Raw genomic sequence first — 18747 nt, 5'->3', positions numbered from 1 at the left:
GCCCCCTGACCCGAAGTCCACACAGTCCCCGACACCGGAGTGCAGCCATGACCAACCCCTTCGAGAACGACGACGCCCAGTACCTCGTCCTCGTCAACGACGAGCTGCAGCACTCGCTGTGGCCGGCCTTCGCCGAGGTCCCCGCCGGCTGGACGGTCTCCCTGCCGGCCGCGAGCCGCCAGGAATGCCTCGACCACGTCGAGAAGCACTGGACGGACATGCGTCCCAAGAGCCTGGCCGACGCCATGGCCGAGCAGTGAGCCGATCCCCGCGGACAGTGAGGAGACCGAAGTGGCAGTGAACGCAACGACCGGACCCCTGCTCGTCAGCCATGTCGAGCTGTACACCGCCGACGCCGACGCCGCCGCGGCGGTGTTCGCCGACGGCTACGGCTTCCAGATCCACGCCACCGCCGAGCGCCACGGCCCCGGCGGCGCCTCCCGCTCCCTGGCACTGCGCCAGGGCGGCATCGTGCTCGTGGTGACCGAGGCGCTCGACGGCACGCACCCGGCCGCCGGCTTCGTGGGCCGGCACGGCGACGGTGTCGCCGACATCGCGCTGCGCACCCCCGACACCCGCGCCGCCTTCACGGCGGCCGTCGCCCGCTCCGCCACGGCCCTCGCCGGACCCGAGGAGCGGGACGGCTGGGTCACCGCCGTCCTGGCGGCCGGCTTCGACGACGTACGCCACACGCTGGTCCAGCGGCCGGCCGGGCACGAGGACGCGGCCCTGCCGCTGCCCGGCTTCGAGCCGGTCGCGGAACCCGCCCCGGCGTCCACCGGGACGCCGGGGCTGACGGTGCTGGACCACGTGGCGGTGAGCGTCCCCATGGGCGAACTCGCGGAGAGCACCGGCTACTACGAGCGGATCTTCGGGTTCGCGTCCGTGTACGAGGAGCTGATGGTGCAGGGAACCGAGGCGATGGACTCCAAGGCCGTCCGCAGCCCCGCCGGGGACCTCACCTTCACCGTCCTGGCCCCCAGCCCCGACCACGACGCCGGCCACATCGGCGACTTCCTGGAACGGCACGGCGGCGGCGGAGTGCACCACCTGGCCTTCGCCACCGACGACATCGTCCAGGCGGTCGCCCGGCTGGACGACCGGGGCGTCGACTTCCTGCACACCCCCGACACCTACTACGAGCTGCTGGAGAAGCGCCTGGAACCGGGCCGCCACACGCTCGCCGAGCTGCGCGGGTCCCGCATCCTCGCCGACGAGGACCACGCGGGCCAGCTGTTCCAGATCTTCACCCGGACCGTCCACCCCCGGCGGACGCTGTTCTACGAGATCATCGAGCGGTCGGGGGCCGACACCTTCGGCGGCGGCAACGTCCGCGCCCTCTACGAGGCCGTCCAGGCGGACAAGCCCGACCACGAGGTCGTCGGGGAGACCGTGCGGTGACCCACCCGGCACTCGCCGAAATGCTCACCCCCGCCGACGCGGAGGCCCTCGCGGCGGACGTCCTGCCCGCCGCGGTGGAGCGGTTCGTCGGCGGGGCGGCGGGCGCGGAGCTCACGCTGCGCGCCAACCGTGCCGCGTTCGACCGGCTGCACCTCGTCCCCCGCGTGCTGGCGGACGTCTCGTCCGTCAGCACCGCCCGCACGCTGCTCGGCACGGCCAGCGCGCTGCCCGTGGCCGTGGCCCCCCTGGCGTACCAGCGGGCCGTGCACCCCGACGGCGAGCTGGCCACCGCCCGGGCCGCCCAGGACGCCGGCGTCCCCTTCACGGCGTGCACCTTCAGCAGCACCCACGTCGAGGACATCGCCGCGACCGGCGCCACCACCTGGTTCCAGCTGTACTGGCTGCGCGACCGGGGCCACACCGAGGAACTCCTCAAGCGGGCGGAGGCGGCGGGCTGCCGCGCGGTGATGCTGACCGTCGACACGCCCAGGATGGGCCGCCGGCAGGCGGACATGCGCGGGGCCTTCACCCTGCCCGAAGGGGTTGCGGCGGTGCACTTCGGCCGGCGCCCCGACGGTGTCCCGGGCGACGCCCGGAGCGGGACGAGCGCGGTGGCCGCGCAGACCGCGAACGTCGTCGACCCCTCGCTCCGCTGGGCCGACCTGGACTGGCTGCGCGAGCGCACCTCGCTTCCACTGGTCCTCAAGGGGGTGCTGGACCCGGCCGACGCGGAACGCGCCGCCGGGTGCGGTGTGGACGCGCTGGTGGTCTCCAACCACGGCGGCCGCCAGCTCGACGGCGCGATCCCCGCCCTCGACGCGCTGCCCGCCGTGGCCGACGCCGTTGCGGGGAGGTGCGAGCTGCTGTTCGACAGCGGTGTCCGCAGCGGCACGGACGTCCTGAAGGCACTCGCCCTGGGCGCGGACGGCGTGCTGCTCGGCCGCCCGGTCCTGTGGGGGCTGGCGGCCGGCGGTCACCAGGGCGTGCTGAGGGTGCTCCGGCTGCTCGCCGAGGAACTGGAGACGGCCCTCGCGCTGGCGGCGTGCCCGGACCTCGCCGCGGCCGCGCGGCTGCGCGTCGCGAACGGGGGAGGGACCATCCGCTGACCGCGGCCTCCGCCGGGCCCGCGCCTCGCCGACGCCGTTCGCAACGCCAAGGCGGCTGTCGGGCGGACCGGGCGGACACGGCAGCCGCGCCGCCCACCTGTCCCGGTGGGCCGGTCCGCGCGCCTGCCGTGTCCGCGGGCCGGCACCTTAGTGCGCCACGACCGGCACGGCGACCTGCGGGGCGTCGTCCGCCGGCCGCTGCCGGCGGACGGTGAGGGCGACCACGATGCTGGCGGCCAGCATCACCAGCAGGTAGAGGAGCGTCAGCTGCCACGCCCCCGTGGTGGGTGCCGTCGTTCCCTCGATGACCGACGACGCCACCAGGGAGGACCCGATGACGGTGCCGACGGCGATCATGATGTTGTGTACGACCTGGCCCAGGCCGACGAACTCGCTGGTGTTCTCGGCGGGGACCGCGTCGATCAGCATGCTGTAGAGGGAGCCGAGCAGGAACGCGTTGGCGACGCCCGTCACCACCAGCACGCCCACGACGACGGGCAGTTGCTGGTTGAGCGGCCCCCAGACCATCAGGAGGGTGCTCGCGATCGCGAGCGTGCCGCCCATGATGAACGGGATGTGGCCGCCGAAGCGGGCCGCCCACCTGCCGGCCAGCGGGGCGAGCACGAAGCCGACACCGGCCGCGACCAGGTGGTAGGCCCCGTACTCGGTGGCGGTCATGCCCACTCCGATGGGCATGTTCTCGGGGAGTTGCGCCATGAGCGGCTGGACGATGCCCGTCACCGACACCACGCCCAGCCCGTTGCAGGCGGCGACCAGCAGGATCTTCACGATCTTCGGGTTCGCCGCGTAGCGCAGGTTGACGATCGGGTTCGGGACGCGCAGTTCCCACCAGCCCCAGAAGACGAGGACGGCGAGCCCTCCGCCGATGGTGGCCAGGACGAGCGGGTCGAGGATCCCGGCGCTGTTCGCGTGGGTCACGCCGTACAGGAACGAGATGAGGGCGGGTGCGAGCAGCAGGGTTCCCACCCAGTCGATACCGACGGTCCCGGTCTCGGTCTCGGTCTCGGCCGTGTCGGCGGTCGGGCGCGGCAGGACCAGCCAGCACAGGGCGAGGGCCAGGAGGCCGAGGGCGGCGGCGGTGAGGAACATGAGCCGCCATTCCCCGTGGTCGATGTAGACCCCGCCGATGAGCACCGCGGCCCCCGCGGTGAGGTTCGCGGTGGCGGTGATGACGATCACCGCCACGGGAACGCGCTTCTCCGGCATGGTCTCCCGGGCGATGCCCATCACCAGCGGGATGATGCCCGCGCTGGTGCCCTGGAGCGCCCGGCCCACGATGATGGCCGGCAGGCTGCCGAAGCCGAAGCTGATCAGTGACCCCAGGATGGAGAGGACCAGCAGGACCATGAGCACGCGCTTGCGTCCGTAGACGTCGCCGAGGCGTCCGGCGACCACCGAGGCGGCGGCGCCGACGAGGATGAAGACCGTGAGCGTCCAGGAGATGGCGACGATGTCGGTCTGGAAGTGCTCCGCGAAGAACGGGAGCGCACCGAGGATCATCGCGTACTCGAAGATGCTCGCGCCCTCGATGAGCATGAGCGTGAGCAGGACCACGATGAATGGTCTGGTCTTCGCGGGGAGTCGGGCTGGTGCTGCGTTCATGAACAACGCTCCTTGATGCACGAGCGGGCACGGGGTGCCGGGTGCGATGTCGCCGCAGGGCGAGATGGCACCCGTGGGTGTCCGCTCGTTGACTCTGGGTGGTTGAGCGAGGCGTCGTGGGGGTGGGAGATGCCGCGCACGGCGATCGGGGTGGGAGTCCACCGACTGCGGAGACGGGTCAGACGAGTCGTCCTGATCCGCCAGGGGCCATCACGTTTCGATGGATTTTGTGTTGGTGGCCGAATCCAAGGACCCCTCGGGGGTGCGGAGGCGGCCTCCGGTTAAGGACGCGCGGAGAGCGGGCCCGAGCAGCGTGGTCTCGCGGGCCGGTTCGGTGGTGGTCGTGGGCATGCTCACCTGCGGCGGTGTCGGTCGGTGACAGTGACGAGCGCCACATGTCGATAGGCTTAAATTTACTGAACTAAATCCGCGCCTTCAAGAGATGGCGGGTCCGGATCGGGCGGGGCTACCTGCCGCGCAGGGTCCGGTCGAGTTCGTCGCGCAGGATCTGCTGGAAGGCCCCGACGTGGTCGGCGTTCATGAGGGTGTAGTGCTCGCCGGGGACGTCCAGGTAGCGGTTGTCGCCGCGGGTGAAGTCGTCCCATCGGCGCAGGTGGTCGTCGAGCCACTCCTGTTTGGTGCCGTGCAGCGGAACGGCGTAGAAGACGCTGGCCGACGCGACGTTCCCGCCGGGCTCGTAGGACCGGCCCGCGTGGACGAGGGACTGGGCCAGGTCGACCCAGGTCGCGAACCCCGCCCGGTCGAGGTCGAGTTCGGCGAGCCGTTGCGGGGAGGCGATCGCCATGATGCGGTCCAGTTGCCGCTCCGGTGGCAGGTCGCGTAGCGGTCGGACCAGGTCGTTCGTCTGTTGCGCGGTGATGAGGTCGAGGAAGAGCGCCAGGTGCAGCGCGCCCTCGGTGAAGTCGATCTCGTGCATGCGGGCCCTGATGTGCGGCGGCAGGTTGATGATGCCGAGGAAGCCCACCTCTTCGCCCTGTTCCTCCAGGGCCCTGGCGATTTCGAACGCCACGGCGCCGCCGTAGGAGTATCCGGCGATGGCGTAGGGGCCGGTGGGCTGGCGGCGGCGGATGGCGGTCACGTAGCAGGAGACCATTTCCGCGAAGTCGGCGAAGTGCGGTTCGCCGGGGCCGAAGCCGCGGGCCCGCAGCGCGTAGAAGGGGCGCTCGCCGGTGAAGTAGGCGGCCAGGTTGACGAACACGAGCACCTCGCCCACGCCCGGGTGGACGCAGAACAGCGGCGTGCGGTCGCCGGTGAGCTGCAGGGGCACGACCGGGTCGTAGCCGCCCGACCCCGCCGAGCCGTCGAGCAGGGCCGCCAGCGCGCGGACGGTCGGCGCGCGCAGGATCGACACCAGCGACACGTCGGAGTGCGGGTGGGTGCGCCGCAGGCGCTGCTGCAGCCGGAGCACGTCCAGCGACGTTCCGCCGAGTTCCAGGAAGCCGGCCGTGGCGCCGACCTGGTCGGGGGCGAGCGCGAACAGGTCGGCGTAGAGGGCGGCGACGGCCCGCTCGGTCGGGCCGTCCGGGGGCACGTGGCCGCCGAGCCGCCGCCGGGTCAGCTCGGCGATCCACCGCTGCCGGTCGGCGAGCCGGCCGGTCTCCAGCCGCCTGCGCAGCAGGCTGCGCTGGATCTTCCCGAGGCTGGTCTTGGGAATGTCCGCCCTGGGCAGCGGGAGGATCAGGGCGGGGCGGAAACCCCACAGCAGGACGACGGTGTTGCGGATGGCGGCGAGCGCCTGGTGGATGCGCGCCTCGTCGGCCATGGGCACGGCCGGGGTGAACATGATGGCCAGTTGCTCGGTGTCACTGCCGGGCGGCCTGATCGGGACGGCGGCGACCCAGGAGCCCGCCACCTCGCGCAGCCGCTCCAGCGCCGTCTCCACCTCGTGGCTGAAGTAGTTGACGCCGTTGACGATGATGCTGTCCTTGTCGCGGCCGGTCAGGTGCAGCCGGCCGTCGACGAGCCGGCCGCGGTCCCCGGTGCGGAACCAGCCGTCCCCGGTGAAGGCGGCGGCGGTCGCGGCCGGGTCGTTGTGGTAGCCGCGGAAGACCATGGGGCCGCGCACCTGGAGGCAGCCCTCGGTGCCGGCCGGAACGGGCGTATCTCGCTCGTCGGCGATGCGAACGTCCAGGCCGGGGACCGGCGGGCCGAGGGACGCGAACTCCGCCCCGGCGTCCGCGTCGGGGAAGCCGAGGTTCATGGTGCTGCCGGCGCACGTCTCGGTCATCCCGAACGCGGGCGCGATCGCCTGGCGGCGCAGCCCGTGCGGGGCGAGGGCGTCCAGGAAGCGCCGCGCGGTGGCGCACACCACCGCCTCGCCGCCGGAGAGCAGGTGCCGCAGCGCCGACAGGTCGAGCCGCCTGCCGGGGCCCGCGTCCCGCAGGGCCTTGTTGATCTCGCCGAACAGGAAGTTGGGGGCGAAGGTCAGCGTGACGCGGTGCTCGGCGGCCGCGTGCAGCAGCCGTACCGGGTCGGTCAGGACGAACTGCGACTGCGCCTGGACCTGGGCCGCGCCGACCGACATCGGCAGCAGGTGCCCCTCGAAGGCGGCGATGTGGTCGAAGGCGATCCAGTTCAGCATCACGTCGCCGGCGTGGCAGCCCAGCCGCTCGGCCTTGGCGGCCAGCGCCGCCAGGAGGTTGCCGTGGGTGAGCGCCACCGCCTTGCTGTTGCCGGTGGATCCCGAGGTGAGCATCAGCAACGCCACGTCGTCGCGGCCAGGCGCGGGCGGTTCCGGCTCGGCCGCGGCGCCCGGCAGCCGGTCGACGTCCACGATCCGGCGCCCGGGCAGGGGAGGCATGTCACGCCGGACGGCGCCGCTGGTGACGATCAGCGGATCGTCCAGCAGCGTGGCGACGTGTTCCAGCTGCGCCGCCCAGCGGTCGGCGTCCCCGCGCAGCGGGGTCATCGGGCAGGGGACGAAGCCGCCGAGCACGCACGCCCAGAAGGCCGGGATGACATCGCGGGGGTGCTCCAGCAGCAGCGCCACCGTGGCGCCCGGGCGCAGCCCGTGGTCGCGCAGCCCGGTGAGCACGCGGCGGGCCAGGTCGTACAGGTCCGCGTACGGCTGCGCGGTCAGGGCCCCGCCGTCGTCGATGTAGCGCACGCCGCACGTCGGGGGTGAGGTCGCCGCCCGCAGCAGCAGGTCGGCGATGCCGCCGGTTCCGTCCGGGCCGGCGAGAACCGGATACGTCGGTGACTGGCTGGTCATGGCTTCCTCCCGTGCGGCACGCGTGGGTCGTCCGCGGGTGCCCGGGCGGCCGGCGCCGCCCGCGGCGGCTAGGGACGACCGGCTTCCAACCTGCCGAACCTGTGCTTGAGGGCGTCGACGTCGTTGAGCCGGGGAAAGCCGCCGGCGGGCCGGGCGACGCCGAGGAAGGCGCACAGCGGTTCCCACCCCTGGCGCACGTCGAACACCAGCAGGCGGTCGGCGGGCAGGTCCTGCCGGACCGCCGCGGTGTGCCGCTCGAAGATCGCCACGGCCTGGTCCTCGCCGGGCAGCCACTCGGGGATCGGCCCGGTGCTACCGAAGGTCTGGTGGGCGATGCGGGCCAGCAGCGGCTGGATCCGCGCGAAGCTCGCCTGGAAGGCGCGGGTGGACTCCGTCGGGTCGTCCTGCACCATGGCGGCGGCGCGCAGCCGGATCATCGTGCGGAAACTGGCGTACCAGCGGCTGGCGTCCCGGACGGTGAGAATGACCTTGGCCTGCGGGAACGCCGCGGCCTGCTCGCGCCAGAAGAAACTGGCCGGCCAGTCCAGCGTCGACCGGTAACCGGCGAACACCCGCTCCCAGCCCGCCGGGCCGTCCGGAACCCCGGGCAGCCACCGGTCGATCAGGTCGAGGTGGTCGTAGATTTCGAACATGTGGTAGCAGGGGCCGAAACCCAGCTGCTCCAGCGCCGCCTTGAGCGACAGCGTCCCGGTGCGCGGCAGTCCCGCTCCGATGACCTCGATCATGACTGATGACCCATCCTTTGACGTCCGGGTGTGTTCCGAGGCGACCGGCCCACCCGGCGCCTCGTCAACCAGCAGATCGAACTCGTTGCGGCAGCGGTTCGGCCATCACCCGCTGCTGCACATATCCCTATATTCTTGCATACTGTATGTTAAGTCGCATTAACACAATGTAATGGCAATAAATCTGCTTATATAGCGGGCGGTCGAGGTCGCGGATGACCCCTTCGGCCCTGGTGGGAGGTGGCCGGGTTCCCCGTTTACAGCCGGGATTCGGCGGCTATCGACGTCGCCGATCCGCTGGGCGCGAAGGCCCGGATCATGCCGTCTTGGGTGAACGAGGCGACCAGGCGCCCGTCCTCGGTGAGGACCTGGCCGCGGACGTGGCTCATGCCCGCGCCGACGTAGGCGCTCTCGTGGTGGTAGCGGATCCAGCCGTCCCAGCGCACGGGATCGTGGAAGCTCACCCCGATGCCCATGACCGCGGTCGAGACCGTGTGGTGCGCCTGCGAGGTGCCGATCCCGGGGTGCGCGCGCATCGTGGTGGAGATGGACAGGTGGCCGGTGAAGTGCGCCAGCAGGGCACGGCGCAGGTGGTCGTCCTCGGGCACGGTGGCGTAGCGGAGCCAGGCGTCGATGATCGGCGGTCCGACCTCGTCGGGGCTGCCGTAGTCCTTGATCCCTTCGATCCGCAGTTCCCGGCCCTGGAGCGGCATGTCGACGGGGTGCGCCGCTTCGGGCCCGGCGGCCGGCGGGCCGGTCCACCTGTCGTGGCGGATGAGGTCGGGTTGCGGGTGGTCCAGCAGCACGGTGCTGGTCGCGCAGGTCCGGTCGCCCTGGTGGGCGGTGATCGTGGCGCTGGCGAACGAACGCCCCGCACGCACCGGCGTCACGGTGAACTGGAGTCGCTTCGCCGGATCGGCCACGGCGACGAACAGCGTGTGCGCGGAACGCACCGTCCGGCCCGGAAAGGCCTTGCCCGCGGCGACGATGGACTGGCCGAGGATCTGGCTGCCGTCGACCACCTGCCGGCCCCCGCCGTCACTGTCCCCCCCGAAGCGCGTCAGGGTGGAGTCGAGCGGTTCCACGTCGAAGATGGCGATCATTCGCTGGAGCGTGGACTCGGTCACGGCCGCACCCCGGTGAAGGCGCCCTTGCCGATGACCACGCGGACCTCGTCCTGGTCGAAGGCGACGTAACCCGCCAGGCGGGCGACCTCGGGGAAGGGCTCCGGGTAGCTCCACGCGATGCCCGGCCCGTCACCGCCCGCCGCCCGCCAGTACACGGCCTGCCCCTTGAACGGGCAGACGGTGCGCTGGTCGATCTGCTCCAGGCGGGAGAAGTCGACCGCGTCCGCGAGGAAGTACACCGCCAGACCGTGATCCTGCTCATCGACGATCAGGCAGGCGTTGCTGAGGGCCAGCCGGACCTCGCCCAGCCACGCGGTGATGACGTTGGTGCGGGCAAGAAGATCAACGCGGTAGTCCGGCCGCTCGTGGTACATGGACCGCACGGATGTCGTCGCCAAGGCTGACCTCATTCTCTTCAGCGAGGCGGAACCGGCGCACCTGCCGGGCGGCTCCGCCCCGTCGGGCACGAACAGGTGTCCCGCCATGATCCCAGGAAGCGAGCCGATGTGAAAGTCTGGTTCGCGCTGGGCGGACTATTCCTCTTGCTGGAGGAGAACGTCATATGCACCGGATGGGTCTCCGGCGCCGCGACGCACCGGAGCGGTCAGCGCGCGGTCCAGCCGCCGTCGACGACGATCGTCTGCCCGGTGACGTAGCGCCCGGCGTCGCCGGTGAGCCACAGGACGGCGCCGACGATGTCGTCCGCGGTCCCCTCCAGCGGCAGGGGAGTGTTGCGGCGCAGGTACTCGAGGGAGCGCTCGCCCTCGTAGAGCGGAGCGGTGATCTCGCTGCGGAAGAAGCCGGGGGCCACCGTGTTCACCCGGATCGAGTGCCGCGCCCACTGCACCGCGAGCTCGGCGGTCAGACCGGACAGGCCGGCCTTCGTCGCCGCGTAGGACGCCTGGGGGATCCCCGGGATGCCGACCCGGCCGCTGATGGAGGAGATGTTGACGATCGAGCCCCGGCCGGCGGCGCGCATGTGCGGGAAGACGCCCTGCGCGAGCAGGAACGGGGCCAGCAGGTTGAGGTCCATGGTCTGGCGGACGGCGTCGAGCGGCTCGGACTCGGCACGCTCGGTCGTGAACATGTTCCCGGCGGCGTTGACGAGGATCTCCGGCGGGCCGAGGGCCTCGACCACCGCCGGCACGACGGAGCCGACCCGGCCGGGGTCGGACAGGTCGCAGGCGACGGCGGCGCCGCCGATCTGTTCGGCGAGCGCGGCCAGCTTGTCGTGCCGGCGGGCCACCAGGGCGACCCGGGCTCCGGCCGAGGACAGCGCCCGGGCCACGGCGGCCCCGAGCCCCGACGAGGCACCGGTGACGATCGCCACCCGGCCGTCGAGATCGAACATCCGTGCGGCGGCATCGCGGTCCGGCGCCACGTGGATCTCCCTTCACCGCGGGACGTGTCACGGTCGGCTCCCGTGGCGGGACGCCCCGGGCATCCTAGCCGTTAACGCACAATCCTTACAATGATTGAAACTTTGCTGGTGTGCCCTGGGCGGGACTTCGGTGGGCGCCGGGCGGGCGGGAAGCCCGGCGGCGCCGGCGCTCAGCCGCGGCGGAACCGCATCCGGCTTCGGGCGGACGCGGCGTCGATCACCCTGTCCTTGAGCGTGCGGCACACCCAGCGCTGGGTCGCCGTGAGATGCTCCTGCGCGATTCGCGCGGCTCCGTCGGCGTCGCCCTGCTTGATGCTCGTCGCGAGCCGTTCGTGCGCCTGCTGGGCGACGACGCAGTCGGCGCGCGAAGGGTAGGCGCCCTGCGACACCTGGGCGTCCGCCCAGGCCTCCTCCTGGACCGACCAGAGCGAGGTGAGGCTCTTCACGACGACCCGCAGCGTGGCGTTGGGGTCGAACCCGACGAGGGTGTCGTGGAACTCGCGCGAGGCCCGGGTGAACGCCGCGCCGTCGTCGAGGTGGCGTTCGCTCTCGGCGAGTAGTTCCTCCAGCCGCGGCACCACGACGCGTTCACGGTCCGATCGCTGCGCGCAGTGCGCTGCGCACAGCGGTTCGAGGTCGGCGACGGCGGCGCCGAGGTCGGGCACCCTGACCTGCATCGCCTGGAGCGTCAGGCCGAGGGCGTAGCCGGCGGTCCCGATGTCGGGGGCGTGCACCGTGGCGCCGCCGCGGTTGCCGCGCCGCACGGTGATGAAGCCCTCGGTCTCCAGGATGCGCAGCGCCTCCCGCACGGAGGGGTAGCTGACGCCGAACTCCGCGACGAGCTCGTCCTGTTTCGGCAGCGACGACCCGTCGGTGATGCCCCCGGCGAGGATCCGGTCGCGCAGTGCGGAGGCGACCAGCTCCGCCATGCGCAGCTGCCCGATCTTGGCGTACTCGGACCCTGCACGTTCCATGATTGCAAGGCTAGCAGTGATGGAACGCGGTCCCCGGTGGCTTCACCGGTGCCGTTGCGGATCGACGAGCTCGGCCAGCCGGGTGCGCTGCACCTTGCCCATGGCGTTCACCGGCAGGGCGTCGACCTGGGACCAGATCTCCGGGACCTTGTACGGCGCGAGCTCCCGCCGGCAGAGCTCGGCCAGCGCCTCCAGGTCGAGCCGGGGACCGGCGCTCTGGACCACGGCGGCCACCCGCTGCCCGAGGCGGTCGTCGGGCACCGCGAACACGGCGACCTTGGCGACGTCCGGGTGGGTCGCGACGACCCGTTCCACCTCGAGCGGGTAGACGTTCGCCCCGCCGCGGATGATGACCAGCTTCTTGCGGTCCAGCACCGTCAGCCACCCGTCGTCATCGACGGTGCCGACGTCGCCGGTGGGGAGTGGGCCGGGCTCCGGGGGCCGGACGCCGCCGCGCTCCCAGTAGCCGAGCAGCGGAGTCCACGCGCCCGCCCACGGGCCGGTGGCGGTCCCGCCCAGCCGCAGCTCGCCGAGGGTGCCGGCCGGAAGGCGGCGGCCCTCGTCGTCGTACGCCGCGACCTCGTAGTGCGGCAGTACCCGCCCGCTCGCGCCCGGCCGCCACTCACTCCCCGGCGGGTCGATCGACACGACGGTCGGCGCCTCGGTCAGGCCGTAGGTGGCCCGGGGGACCAGCCCGTGCGCCTCGGCGAACGCCTGGCGCAGCGCGTCCGGGGTGTCGCTGCCCCCGCTCCACACCTCGCGGAGCGAGCCGAGGTCGAGCTGCGGGCGCCGGGCCAGGTCGTAGAGCTGTGCGGGGGCACCGTTCCACACCGTGACGCGGCGCGCGGAGATCCAGTCGGCGACCCCGTCGACGTCGCGCCGGTCCATCACGACGGAACACCCGCCGGCCTGCGCGGTGAGCAGGGTGGACAGGACCATGAGGTTGAGGATCGTCAGCGGGAAGCTGTCGCCCTTGCGCAGGTCGGGTCCCCAGCCCCGGGCGGCGACGAGGACCGCACCCGGCAGGAGCAGGTTGCGCTGGCTGTGCACGACCGCTTTGGGGCGTCCCGACGTCCCGCTGGTGAACGCGATCCCTGCGGGCGCGTCGATGTCCGGCTCGACGCGGGGGGCGGTCTCGTCGCCGGCCAGGAGTTCCGCCCAGCGGTCGGGGTCGACGCAGGCCGGCGAACTCAGCCGGCAGCGCGGTCCGGCCAGTACCACGGCCGGGTCGCAGAGGTCGTACAGCTCCTGCTGCTCGCCGGCCGCGAGCGCTTCGCCGATCCCCGCCCAGACCGCCCCGATCCGCTGCGCGCCGTGGAAGGCCGCGACGATGTCCAGGTCGTTGGGCAGGCAGGCCGCGACGCGGTCGCCGGGGCGCACGCCGAGCGACCACAGCGCACCGGCCGCCCGGCGTGCCCGGTCGTCGAGTTCGGCGTAGGACCAGGCGCCGGAGGCCGCCTCGATCGCCGTGGCGTGCGGGCGGGCCGCGAGCGCGGCGTCCAGCACCCGGGCGATCGGGCCGGGGAGGGGCGCGGTGCCCTGGGCTCGTTGCGGTGTGCCACCGGTGTCGGTACTACTCACGCCCCGTTGATATCACTATCCTTACAAGGATTCTATACTTGCAAGTATGCGTTCCAGCGCGGCCCGTGCCAGGGCGGCGGTGGTGGTAGGTCGATGCGAGGCTCGAACGAATGAAGCACACAGGTCCGCTGTCCGGAGTGCGCGTCGTCGATCTGACGGCGATGGTCATGGGGCCCTACTGCACCCAGATCATGGCCGACATGGGGGCGGACGTGGTCAAAATCGAGCCCCCCGCCGGCGACAACACCCGCTATATCTCGGTCGGTCCGGAACCGGGAATGGGCGGTGTTTTCGTCAATGTGAACCGCGGCAAACGCAGCGCCGTCCTCGATCTGCGGTCTGACGAGGGTCAGGCCGCGCTACGCGAACTCGTCGAGCAGAGCGACGTTTTCATCCACTCGATGCGGGCGAAAGCGATCTCCCGGCTCGGATTCGGCTACGCGGATGTGGCCGCCATCAATCCGTCGATCGTCTACACCAACTGCTACGGGTACAGCCGCCGGGGCCCGGACGCGGATCTCGCCGCCTACGACGACACCATCCAGGCGGAATGCGGCCTGCCGTTCGTCCAGGAACAGCTGACCGGTACGGCCAGCTACGTCGGCACCATCATGGCGGACAAGGTGGCCGGAATGACGGCCCTGTACGCCACCATGATGGCGCTGTTCCACCGCGAGCGGACTGGCGAAGGCCAGGAGGTCGAGGTCAGCATGTTCGAGACCATGGCGGCGTTCATGCTGGTCGAACACGCCAACGGCGCGATGTTCAGCCCCCCGCTGGGCACCGCGGCCTACCCCCGCGCGGTGACCCCGGAACGCAGGCCCTACCGCACCAAGGACGGCCATATCTCCGCGCTGGTGTACAACGACAAGCAGTGGTCGGCCTTCGTCGACGCGGTGCGGCCGGACTGGGCCGGCGAGCACTTCGCCACCCTCGAACAGCGGGCACGCCGGATCGACGCCGTCTACGCCCTGCTGGGCGAGACGTTCCTGGAGCGCACCACCCGGGACTGGCTCGAACTGCTGCGCTCCCTCGACATTCCCGCCGCGCCGGTCCGCACGCTCGACGAACTGTTCGACAACCCGCATCTGAACGCGGTGGGATTCTTCGAGACGGTGGACACGCCGAACGGCCCGGTGCGTTTTCCCGGAATGCCGACCTGGTTCTCCCGGACCCCCGGCCGTGTCGCCGGTCCCGCCCCCCGGCTCGGCGCCCACACGCAGGAGGTCATGGACGGGCTCGGCAGGGACACGGAAGGGGCGGACACCCCGCGGCGCGATTCGCGGTCAGATGACGTCACCTGACGGAATCGGCGGATCCGGCCTTCTGGTGCGGTGGCTCATCCCACTCGGAGCCGGCCGGCTCGTGGTCTCGGGGTTTCCCGGATCTCCGGTAGGGACTCCAGGCATATTTCACTTCGTCACCTAAGGATCGGAATCGTGGACTTCTCCCTGACGGAAGACCAGCAGACCATTCGAGACGCGGTTCTCGATTACTGTTCCAAGTTTTCCGACGACTACTGGCTCGAACGTGACCACGACGGCGTCTTCCCGAGCGAATTCCATAAGTCGATGGCCGAGGCGGGGTGGCTCGGCGTCGCGATGCCCGAGGCGGTCGGCGGCGCGGGACTCGGCATCACCGAAGCGGCGATCATGATGCAGGCGGTCGCCGAGTCGGGCGGCGGGATGACGGCCGCCTCCAGCATCCACGGCCCGGTGTTCAGCATGCAGCCGGTCGCGCTGTTCGGCACCGAGGAGCAGCAGCAACGCATGATCCCGCCGGTGCTCAGCGGCGCGGACCGCATCTGCTTCGCCGTGACCGAGCCCAACACCGGCCTCGACACGACGAAGCTCAAGACCCGTGCGGCCCGGCGCGACGGCGGCTACCTGGTCAACGGGGAGAAGATCTGGATCTCCGTGGCCCAGGTGGCGAACAAGATGATGCTGCTCGCCCGCACCACCCCTCTCGAAGAGGTGCGGCGCAAGACCGAGGGGCTGTCGCTGTTCTTCACCGACCTCGACCGTTCCAAGATCGAGGTTCGTAAGATCCAGAAGATGGGCCGGCACGCCGTCGACTCGAACATGCTGTTCATCTCCGACCTCTGGATTCCCGAGGAGGACCGGATCGGGGCCGAGGGAGAAGGGTTCAGGATCATTCTCCACGGGCTCAACCCCGAACGCATCCTGCTCGCCGCCGAGGCGATCGGGCTCGGCCGCGTGGCGATCAAGCGTGCCGCCCGCTACGCCCGGGAGCGCATCGTCTTCGACCGGCCCATCGGGATGAACCAGGGCATCCAGCATCCGCTGGCCAAGTGCTGGGCCCAGCTGGAGGCGGCCAACCTGATGGTCATGAAGGCGGCCACGATGTTCGACGAGGGGCTGGACTGCGGCGTCGAGGCGAACGCCGGCAAGTACCTGGCCGCCGAGGCCGGATTCGAGGCGTGCCACACTGCGATGCTGACCCTGGGCGGCATGGGGTACGCGCAGGAGTACCACGTCGAGCGCTACCTGCGGGAAGTCCTCATCCCGCGCACCGCGCCGGTGAGCCCGCACATGATCCTCAACTTCCTGGCCGAGAAGGTGCTCGGTCTGCCCAAGTCCTACTGACGCCGGAAAAGGCACCGAGCCGAGGAGTTCGAGAGAAGCGATGACCAGCACCGGAGAAGCCTTCAGCGCGCGCTCCTGGCTGTTCGCCCCGGGTGACAGCGAACGGAAGATGGAAAAGGCCGCCGCCGGCCCGGCGGACATCGTCCTCCTCGATCTGGAGGACGCGGTGGCCGAGGAGGGGAAGCCCGGGGCCCGGGCGATGGTCTCGGCCTTCCTGGCGGCCCGGCCGGAGGCGGAGCGCGGCCGGCTGTGGGTGCGGGTCAACCCGCTGGACGGCCCGCACACGCTGGCCGACCTGGCGGCGATCGTCCCCGCCCGCCCCGGCGGCATCATGCTCCCCAAGGCGCGTGGCCGCGCGGACGTGGAAGTGCTGGACCACTACCTCTCGGCGCTGGAGGTCTCCGCCGGCGTCGAACAGGGCTCGACCAAGGTCATCGTTCTGGTGACCGAGACGGCCGAAGGCATGTTCACCACCGGGACGTACCCGGGCGCGCCGCGGCTGGTCGCCATGACCTGGGGCGCGGAGGACCTCGCCGACGCCGTGGGCGCCAGCGAGAACCGCAACCCCGACGGAAGCTACGGGTTCACCTACGAGCTGGCCCGGAGCCTGTGCCTGCTGGGCGCGTCCGCCGCCGGGGTGGCGCCGATCGAAACCATCCAGGGCGACTTCCGCGACCTGGAAGGGCTGCGCAGGCGGGCCGAGCGGGTCCGCCGCGACGGCTACCGCGGCATGCTGGCCATCCACCCCACCCAGGTCGATGTGATCAACGCGGCCTTCACGCCCACGGCGGAGGAACTGGCCGCGGCCCAGGAGATCGTCGACCTGTTCGCCGCCCACCCCGGCGTCGGCGCGATCGGGCACAAGGGCGCCATGCTCGACCGTCCGCATCTGGCCCGGGCACAGGCGCTGCTGGCATCGGGAGGACGCGCGTGACGGCCGTCTCCGCCGCCGGCGACCTGGACCTCAGCGGCTTCCTGCGCCCCGGCGACCACATCGTCATGGGCCAGGCCTGCGGCGAACCGACCACCCTGGTCGAGGCGCTGATCGCCCAGGGCCGCGACATCGGCGGGCTCTCGGCCTTCATCGCGACGAGCTTCTCCGGCCTGTTCACCCCGCAGGCGACGGACGGCTTCGCGCTGTCCAGCATGGGGGCGATCGGCGCGTTGCGCGCGCTGACCAAGGAGCACCGGCTCGGCGTGATCCCCTGCCATGTCAGCCAGGTCGGCCCGATGATCGAGGCCGGGATCATCGGATGCGACGTCGCCTTCGTCCAGGTCAGCCCGGCTGACGCCAGCGGAGACCACAGCTTCGGCCTGATCAGCGACCATGTGCGGGCCGCCGTCGCGAAGGCGCGCGTCGTCGTGGCGGAGGTGAACGACCAGGTGCCCTTCACCCACGGCGAATCGCTTCCCGCAGCCGAGATCGACTACGCCGTGCACGTCTCGCGCCCGCCGGTGGAGGTGCCGCCAGGACGGATCGGCGCGACCGACGAGGCCATCGCGAAGCACGCCGCCGCCTACATCGAGGACGGTTCGGTCATCCAGACCGGGGTCGGCGCCGTGCCGGACGCCATCCTCCGCCTGCTCCACGACCGCCGGGACCTCGGCGTGCACTCCGGAATGCTGGGTGACGGCCTGGTGGAGCTGGTCGAGGCGGGTGTCGTCACCAACGCGCGCAAGCGCATCGACCGGGGAGTGTCGATCAACGGCGCCCTGATCGGTACCCGGCGCCTCTACGATTTCGCCCACCGCAACCCGCAGATCCGCATGTGCGGCACCTCCTACACCCATGACGCGGCCGTGCTCGCGCAGCTGGACCGGCTGGTGACCGTCAACTCGGCGATGGAGGTCGACCTGACCGGCCAGGTGAACGCCGAGCAGAGCGGCCCGGCCTATCTCGGCGGCACCGGCGGCCAGGTGGACTTCGTCCGCGCCGGCGCCCGCTCACCGGGCGGTCACGCCATCATCGCGCTGCCCGCCACCGCCAAGGGCGGCACGATCAGCAGGATCACCGCCGACCTGTCGGGGCCGGTCACCACCGCGCGCAGCGATGTGGACGTGATCGTCACCGAGTTCGGCGCGGCCGAGCTCAGGGGCCAGACCCTCGCCGAGCGGACCCGCCGCCTGATCGCCATCGCCCACCCCGCCTTCCAGGAGGAACTGGCGCGGGCGGCCCACACCATCCAGCGAAGGGGTTTCTGATGAGCGACGCCGTGCTGTTCGACGCCCGGGACGACGGCATCGCCGTCATCACCCTGAACCGCCCGGAGACCCGCAACTGCCTGGCCCGGGACGTCCGCGAGGGGCTGTACGCCGCCTGGGACCGTTTCGAGCGGGACCCGGCGCTGCGCGTCGCCGTCCTCACCGGCGCGGGCGAGAAGGCGTTCTGCGCCGGCGGCGACCTCAAGGAGATGGTGGAGACCGGCCTGCGGGTCCCGCCCCGCGACATGTTCCCCGTGCCCTACGACACCGTCGAGCTGTCGAAGCCCACCATCGCCGCGGTCAACGGGGTCGCGTTCGCCGGCGGCTGGATGCTCGCCCAGGCCTGCGACCTGTGCGTCGCCAGCACCACCGCGAAGTTCGCGGTGACCGAGGTCAAGGTGGGCAGGAGCTCGCCGTGGGCCGCACCGCTGATCCACATGATCCCGCAGCGGATCATGATGGAGATCCTGCTCACCGGCAAACCGATCACCGCGCAGCGGGCCTACGAGATCGGCCTGGTCAACCGCCTCGCCGAACCCGAGGACCTGATGGCGGCCGCGCTCGAACTGGCCGGCGAGATCCTCGCCGGCGCCCCGCTCTCGGTGCGGGCCGCGCGGGAGACCGTGATGCTCGGCACCGAGATGGGGCGCTCGGCGGCGCTGCAGGCCGCCAGGCACGCGTCGGAGCTCTGCTACAACAGCGAGGACGCCCAGGAGGGGCCCCGGGCGTTCGCCGAGAAGCGCGCCCCGCGGTGGACGGGACGCTGAG

At 71.7% G+C, this 18747-nt stretch carries 16 protein-coding genes; 8 read left to right on the top strand and 8 right to left on the bottom strand.

What is annotated here, in order from left to right:
* The first annotated feature begins 47 nt into the window (after window positions 1-47).
* The 3 genes from DPM19_RS05445 to DPM19_RS05435 are packed head-to-tail and all read left to right on the top strand — an operon-like array spanning window position 48 to window position 2507.
* Window positions 48-260 carry an MbtH family protein gene (locus DPM19_RS05445; protein WP_111863666.1) on the top strand — a complete coding sequence of 71 codons (213 nt, stop codon included), beginning with the start codon at window positions 48-50 and terminating at the stop codon, window positions 258-260.
* 31 nt (window positions 261-291) lie between these two features.
* Window positions 292-1401, top strand: coding sequence for a 4-hydroxyphenylpyruvate dioxygenase (gene hppD / locus DPM19_RS05440; RefSeq protein WP_233509860.1), 1110 nt, complete (start codon window positions 292-294; stop codon window positions 1399-1401).
* Window positions 1398-2507: an alpha-hydroxy acid oxidase gene (locus tag DPM19_RS05435; protein ID WP_199484872.1), complete on the top strand. Its 1110-nt coding sequence runs from the start codon at window positions 1398-1400 to the stop codon at window positions 2505-2507. The genes hppD and DPM19_RS05435 overlap by 4 nt, the downstream gene beginning before the upstream one ends.
* Window positions 2508-2654: 147 nt before the next feature.
* On the opposite strand, the gene DPM19_RS05430 is transcribed toward DPM19_RS05435, so the two are convergent.
* From DPM19_RS05430 to DPM19_RS05395, 8 genes are all read right to left on the bottom strand, one after another.
* Window positions 2655-4130 carry an MFS transporter gene (locus DPM19_RS05430; protein WP_111863664.1) on the bottom strand — a complete coding sequence of 492 codons (1476 nt, stop codon included), beginning with the start codon at window positions 4128-4130 and terminating at the stop codon, window positions 2655-2657.
* A gap of 466 nt (window positions 4131-4596) precedes the next feature.
* Window positions 4597-7362, bottom strand: coding sequence for a non-ribosomal peptide synthetase (locus DPM19_RS05425; RefSeq protein ID WP_111863663.1), 2766 nt, complete (start codon window positions 7360-7362; stop codon window positions 4597-4599).
* 68 nt (window positions 7363-7430) lie between these two features.
* Window positions 7431-8108 (bottom strand): sulfotransferase family protein, encoded by a 678-nt coding sequence (locus DPM19_RS05420; protein WP_233509859.1) that lies wholly within the window; start codon window positions 8106-8108, stop codon window positions 7431-7433.
* Window positions 8109-8365: 257 nt separating this feature from the next.
* Complete coding sequence (locus DPM19_RS05415) at window positions 8366-9235, bottom strand: acyl-CoA thioesterase (RefSeq protein WP_199484871.1); 870 nt, start codon at window positions 9233-9235, stop codon at window positions 8366-8368.
* Complete coding sequence (locus DPM19_RS05410) at window positions 9232-9633, bottom strand: DUF427 domain-containing protein (protein ID WP_158566705.1); 402 nt, start codon at window positions 9631-9633, stop codon at window positions 9232-9234. Before DPM19_RS05410 ends, DPM19_RS05415 begins: the two co-directional genes overlap by 4 nt.
* Before the next feature lie 206 nt (window positions 9634-9839).
* Window positions 9840-10616, bottom strand: coding sequence for an SDR family NAD(P)-dependent oxidoreductase (locus tag DPM19_RS05405; protein ID WP_199484870.1), 777 nt, complete (start codon window positions 10614-10616; stop codon window positions 9840-9842).
* A gap of 170 nt (window positions 10617-10786) precedes the next feature.
* A complete protein-coding gene (locus tag DPM19_RS05400; protein WP_111863660.1) occupies window positions 10787-11590 on the bottom strand; it encodes a FadR/GntR family transcriptional regulator in 804 nt (267 codons plus the stop codon).
* Between the two features lie 42 nt (window positions 11591-11632).
* Entirely contained in the window at window positions 11633-13171 is a 1539-nt protein-coding gene (locus DPM19_RS05395) for a class I adenylate-forming enzyme family protein (RefSeq protein ID WP_199484869.1), read from the bottom strand.
* 110 nt (window positions 13172-13281) lie between these two features.
* On the opposite strand from DPM19_RS05395, the gene DPM19_RS05390 reads away from it, so the two are divergent.
* From DPM19_RS05390 to DPM19_RS05370, 5 genes are all read left to right on the top strand, one after another.
* A complete protein-coding gene (locus DPM19_RS05390) occupies window positions 13282-14475 on the top strand; it encodes a CaiB/BaiF CoA transferase family protein (RefSeq protein ID WP_111863658.1) in 1194 nt (397 codons plus the stop codon).
* 135 nt (window positions 14476-14610) lie between these two features.
* The gene (locus DPM19_RS05385) at window positions 14611-15777 is read left to right on the top strand and encodes an acyl-CoA dehydrogenase family protein (RefSeq protein WP_111863657.1); all 1167 of its coding nucleotides are present in this window, start codon (window positions 14611-14613) and stop codon (window positions 15775-15777) included.
* Between the two features lie 40 nt (window positions 15778-15817).
* On the top strand, window positions 15818-16711 hold the full coding sequence (locus tag DPM19_RS05380; protein WP_111863656.1) for an HpcH/HpaI aldolase/citrate lyase family protein: 894 nt from the start codon (window positions 15818-15820) through the stop codon (window positions 16709-16711).
* Window positions 16708-17979: an acetyl-CoA hydrolase/transferase family protein gene (locus DPM19_RS05375; RefSeq protein WP_233509858.1), complete on the top strand. Its 1272-nt coding sequence runs from the start codon at window positions 16708-16710 to the stop codon at window positions 17977-17979. The genes DPM19_RS05380 and DPM19_RS05375 overlap by 4 nt, the downstream gene beginning before the upstream one ends.
* Window positions 17979-18746 carry an enoyl-CoA hydratase/isomerase family protein gene (locus tag DPM19_RS05370; protein ID WP_111863655.1) on the top strand — a complete coding sequence of 256 codons (768 nt, stop codon included), beginning with the start codon at window positions 17979-17981 and terminating at the stop codon, window positions 18744-18746. The genes DPM19_RS05375 and DPM19_RS05370 overlap by 1 nt, the downstream gene beginning before the upstream one ends.
* The last annotated feature ends 1 nt before the right edge of the window (window position 18747 follow it).

Origin of the sequence: Actinomadura craniellae (assembly GCF_003289645.1) — a bacterium.
GTDB classification, from domain to species: domain Bacteria; phylum Actinomycetota; class Actinomycetes; order Streptosporangiales; family Streptosporangiaceae; genus Actinomadura_D; species Actinomadura_D craniellae.
Note: the sequence above shows the minus strand (reverse complement) of the source record. Positions and strands in the feature narration are given on the sequence as shown.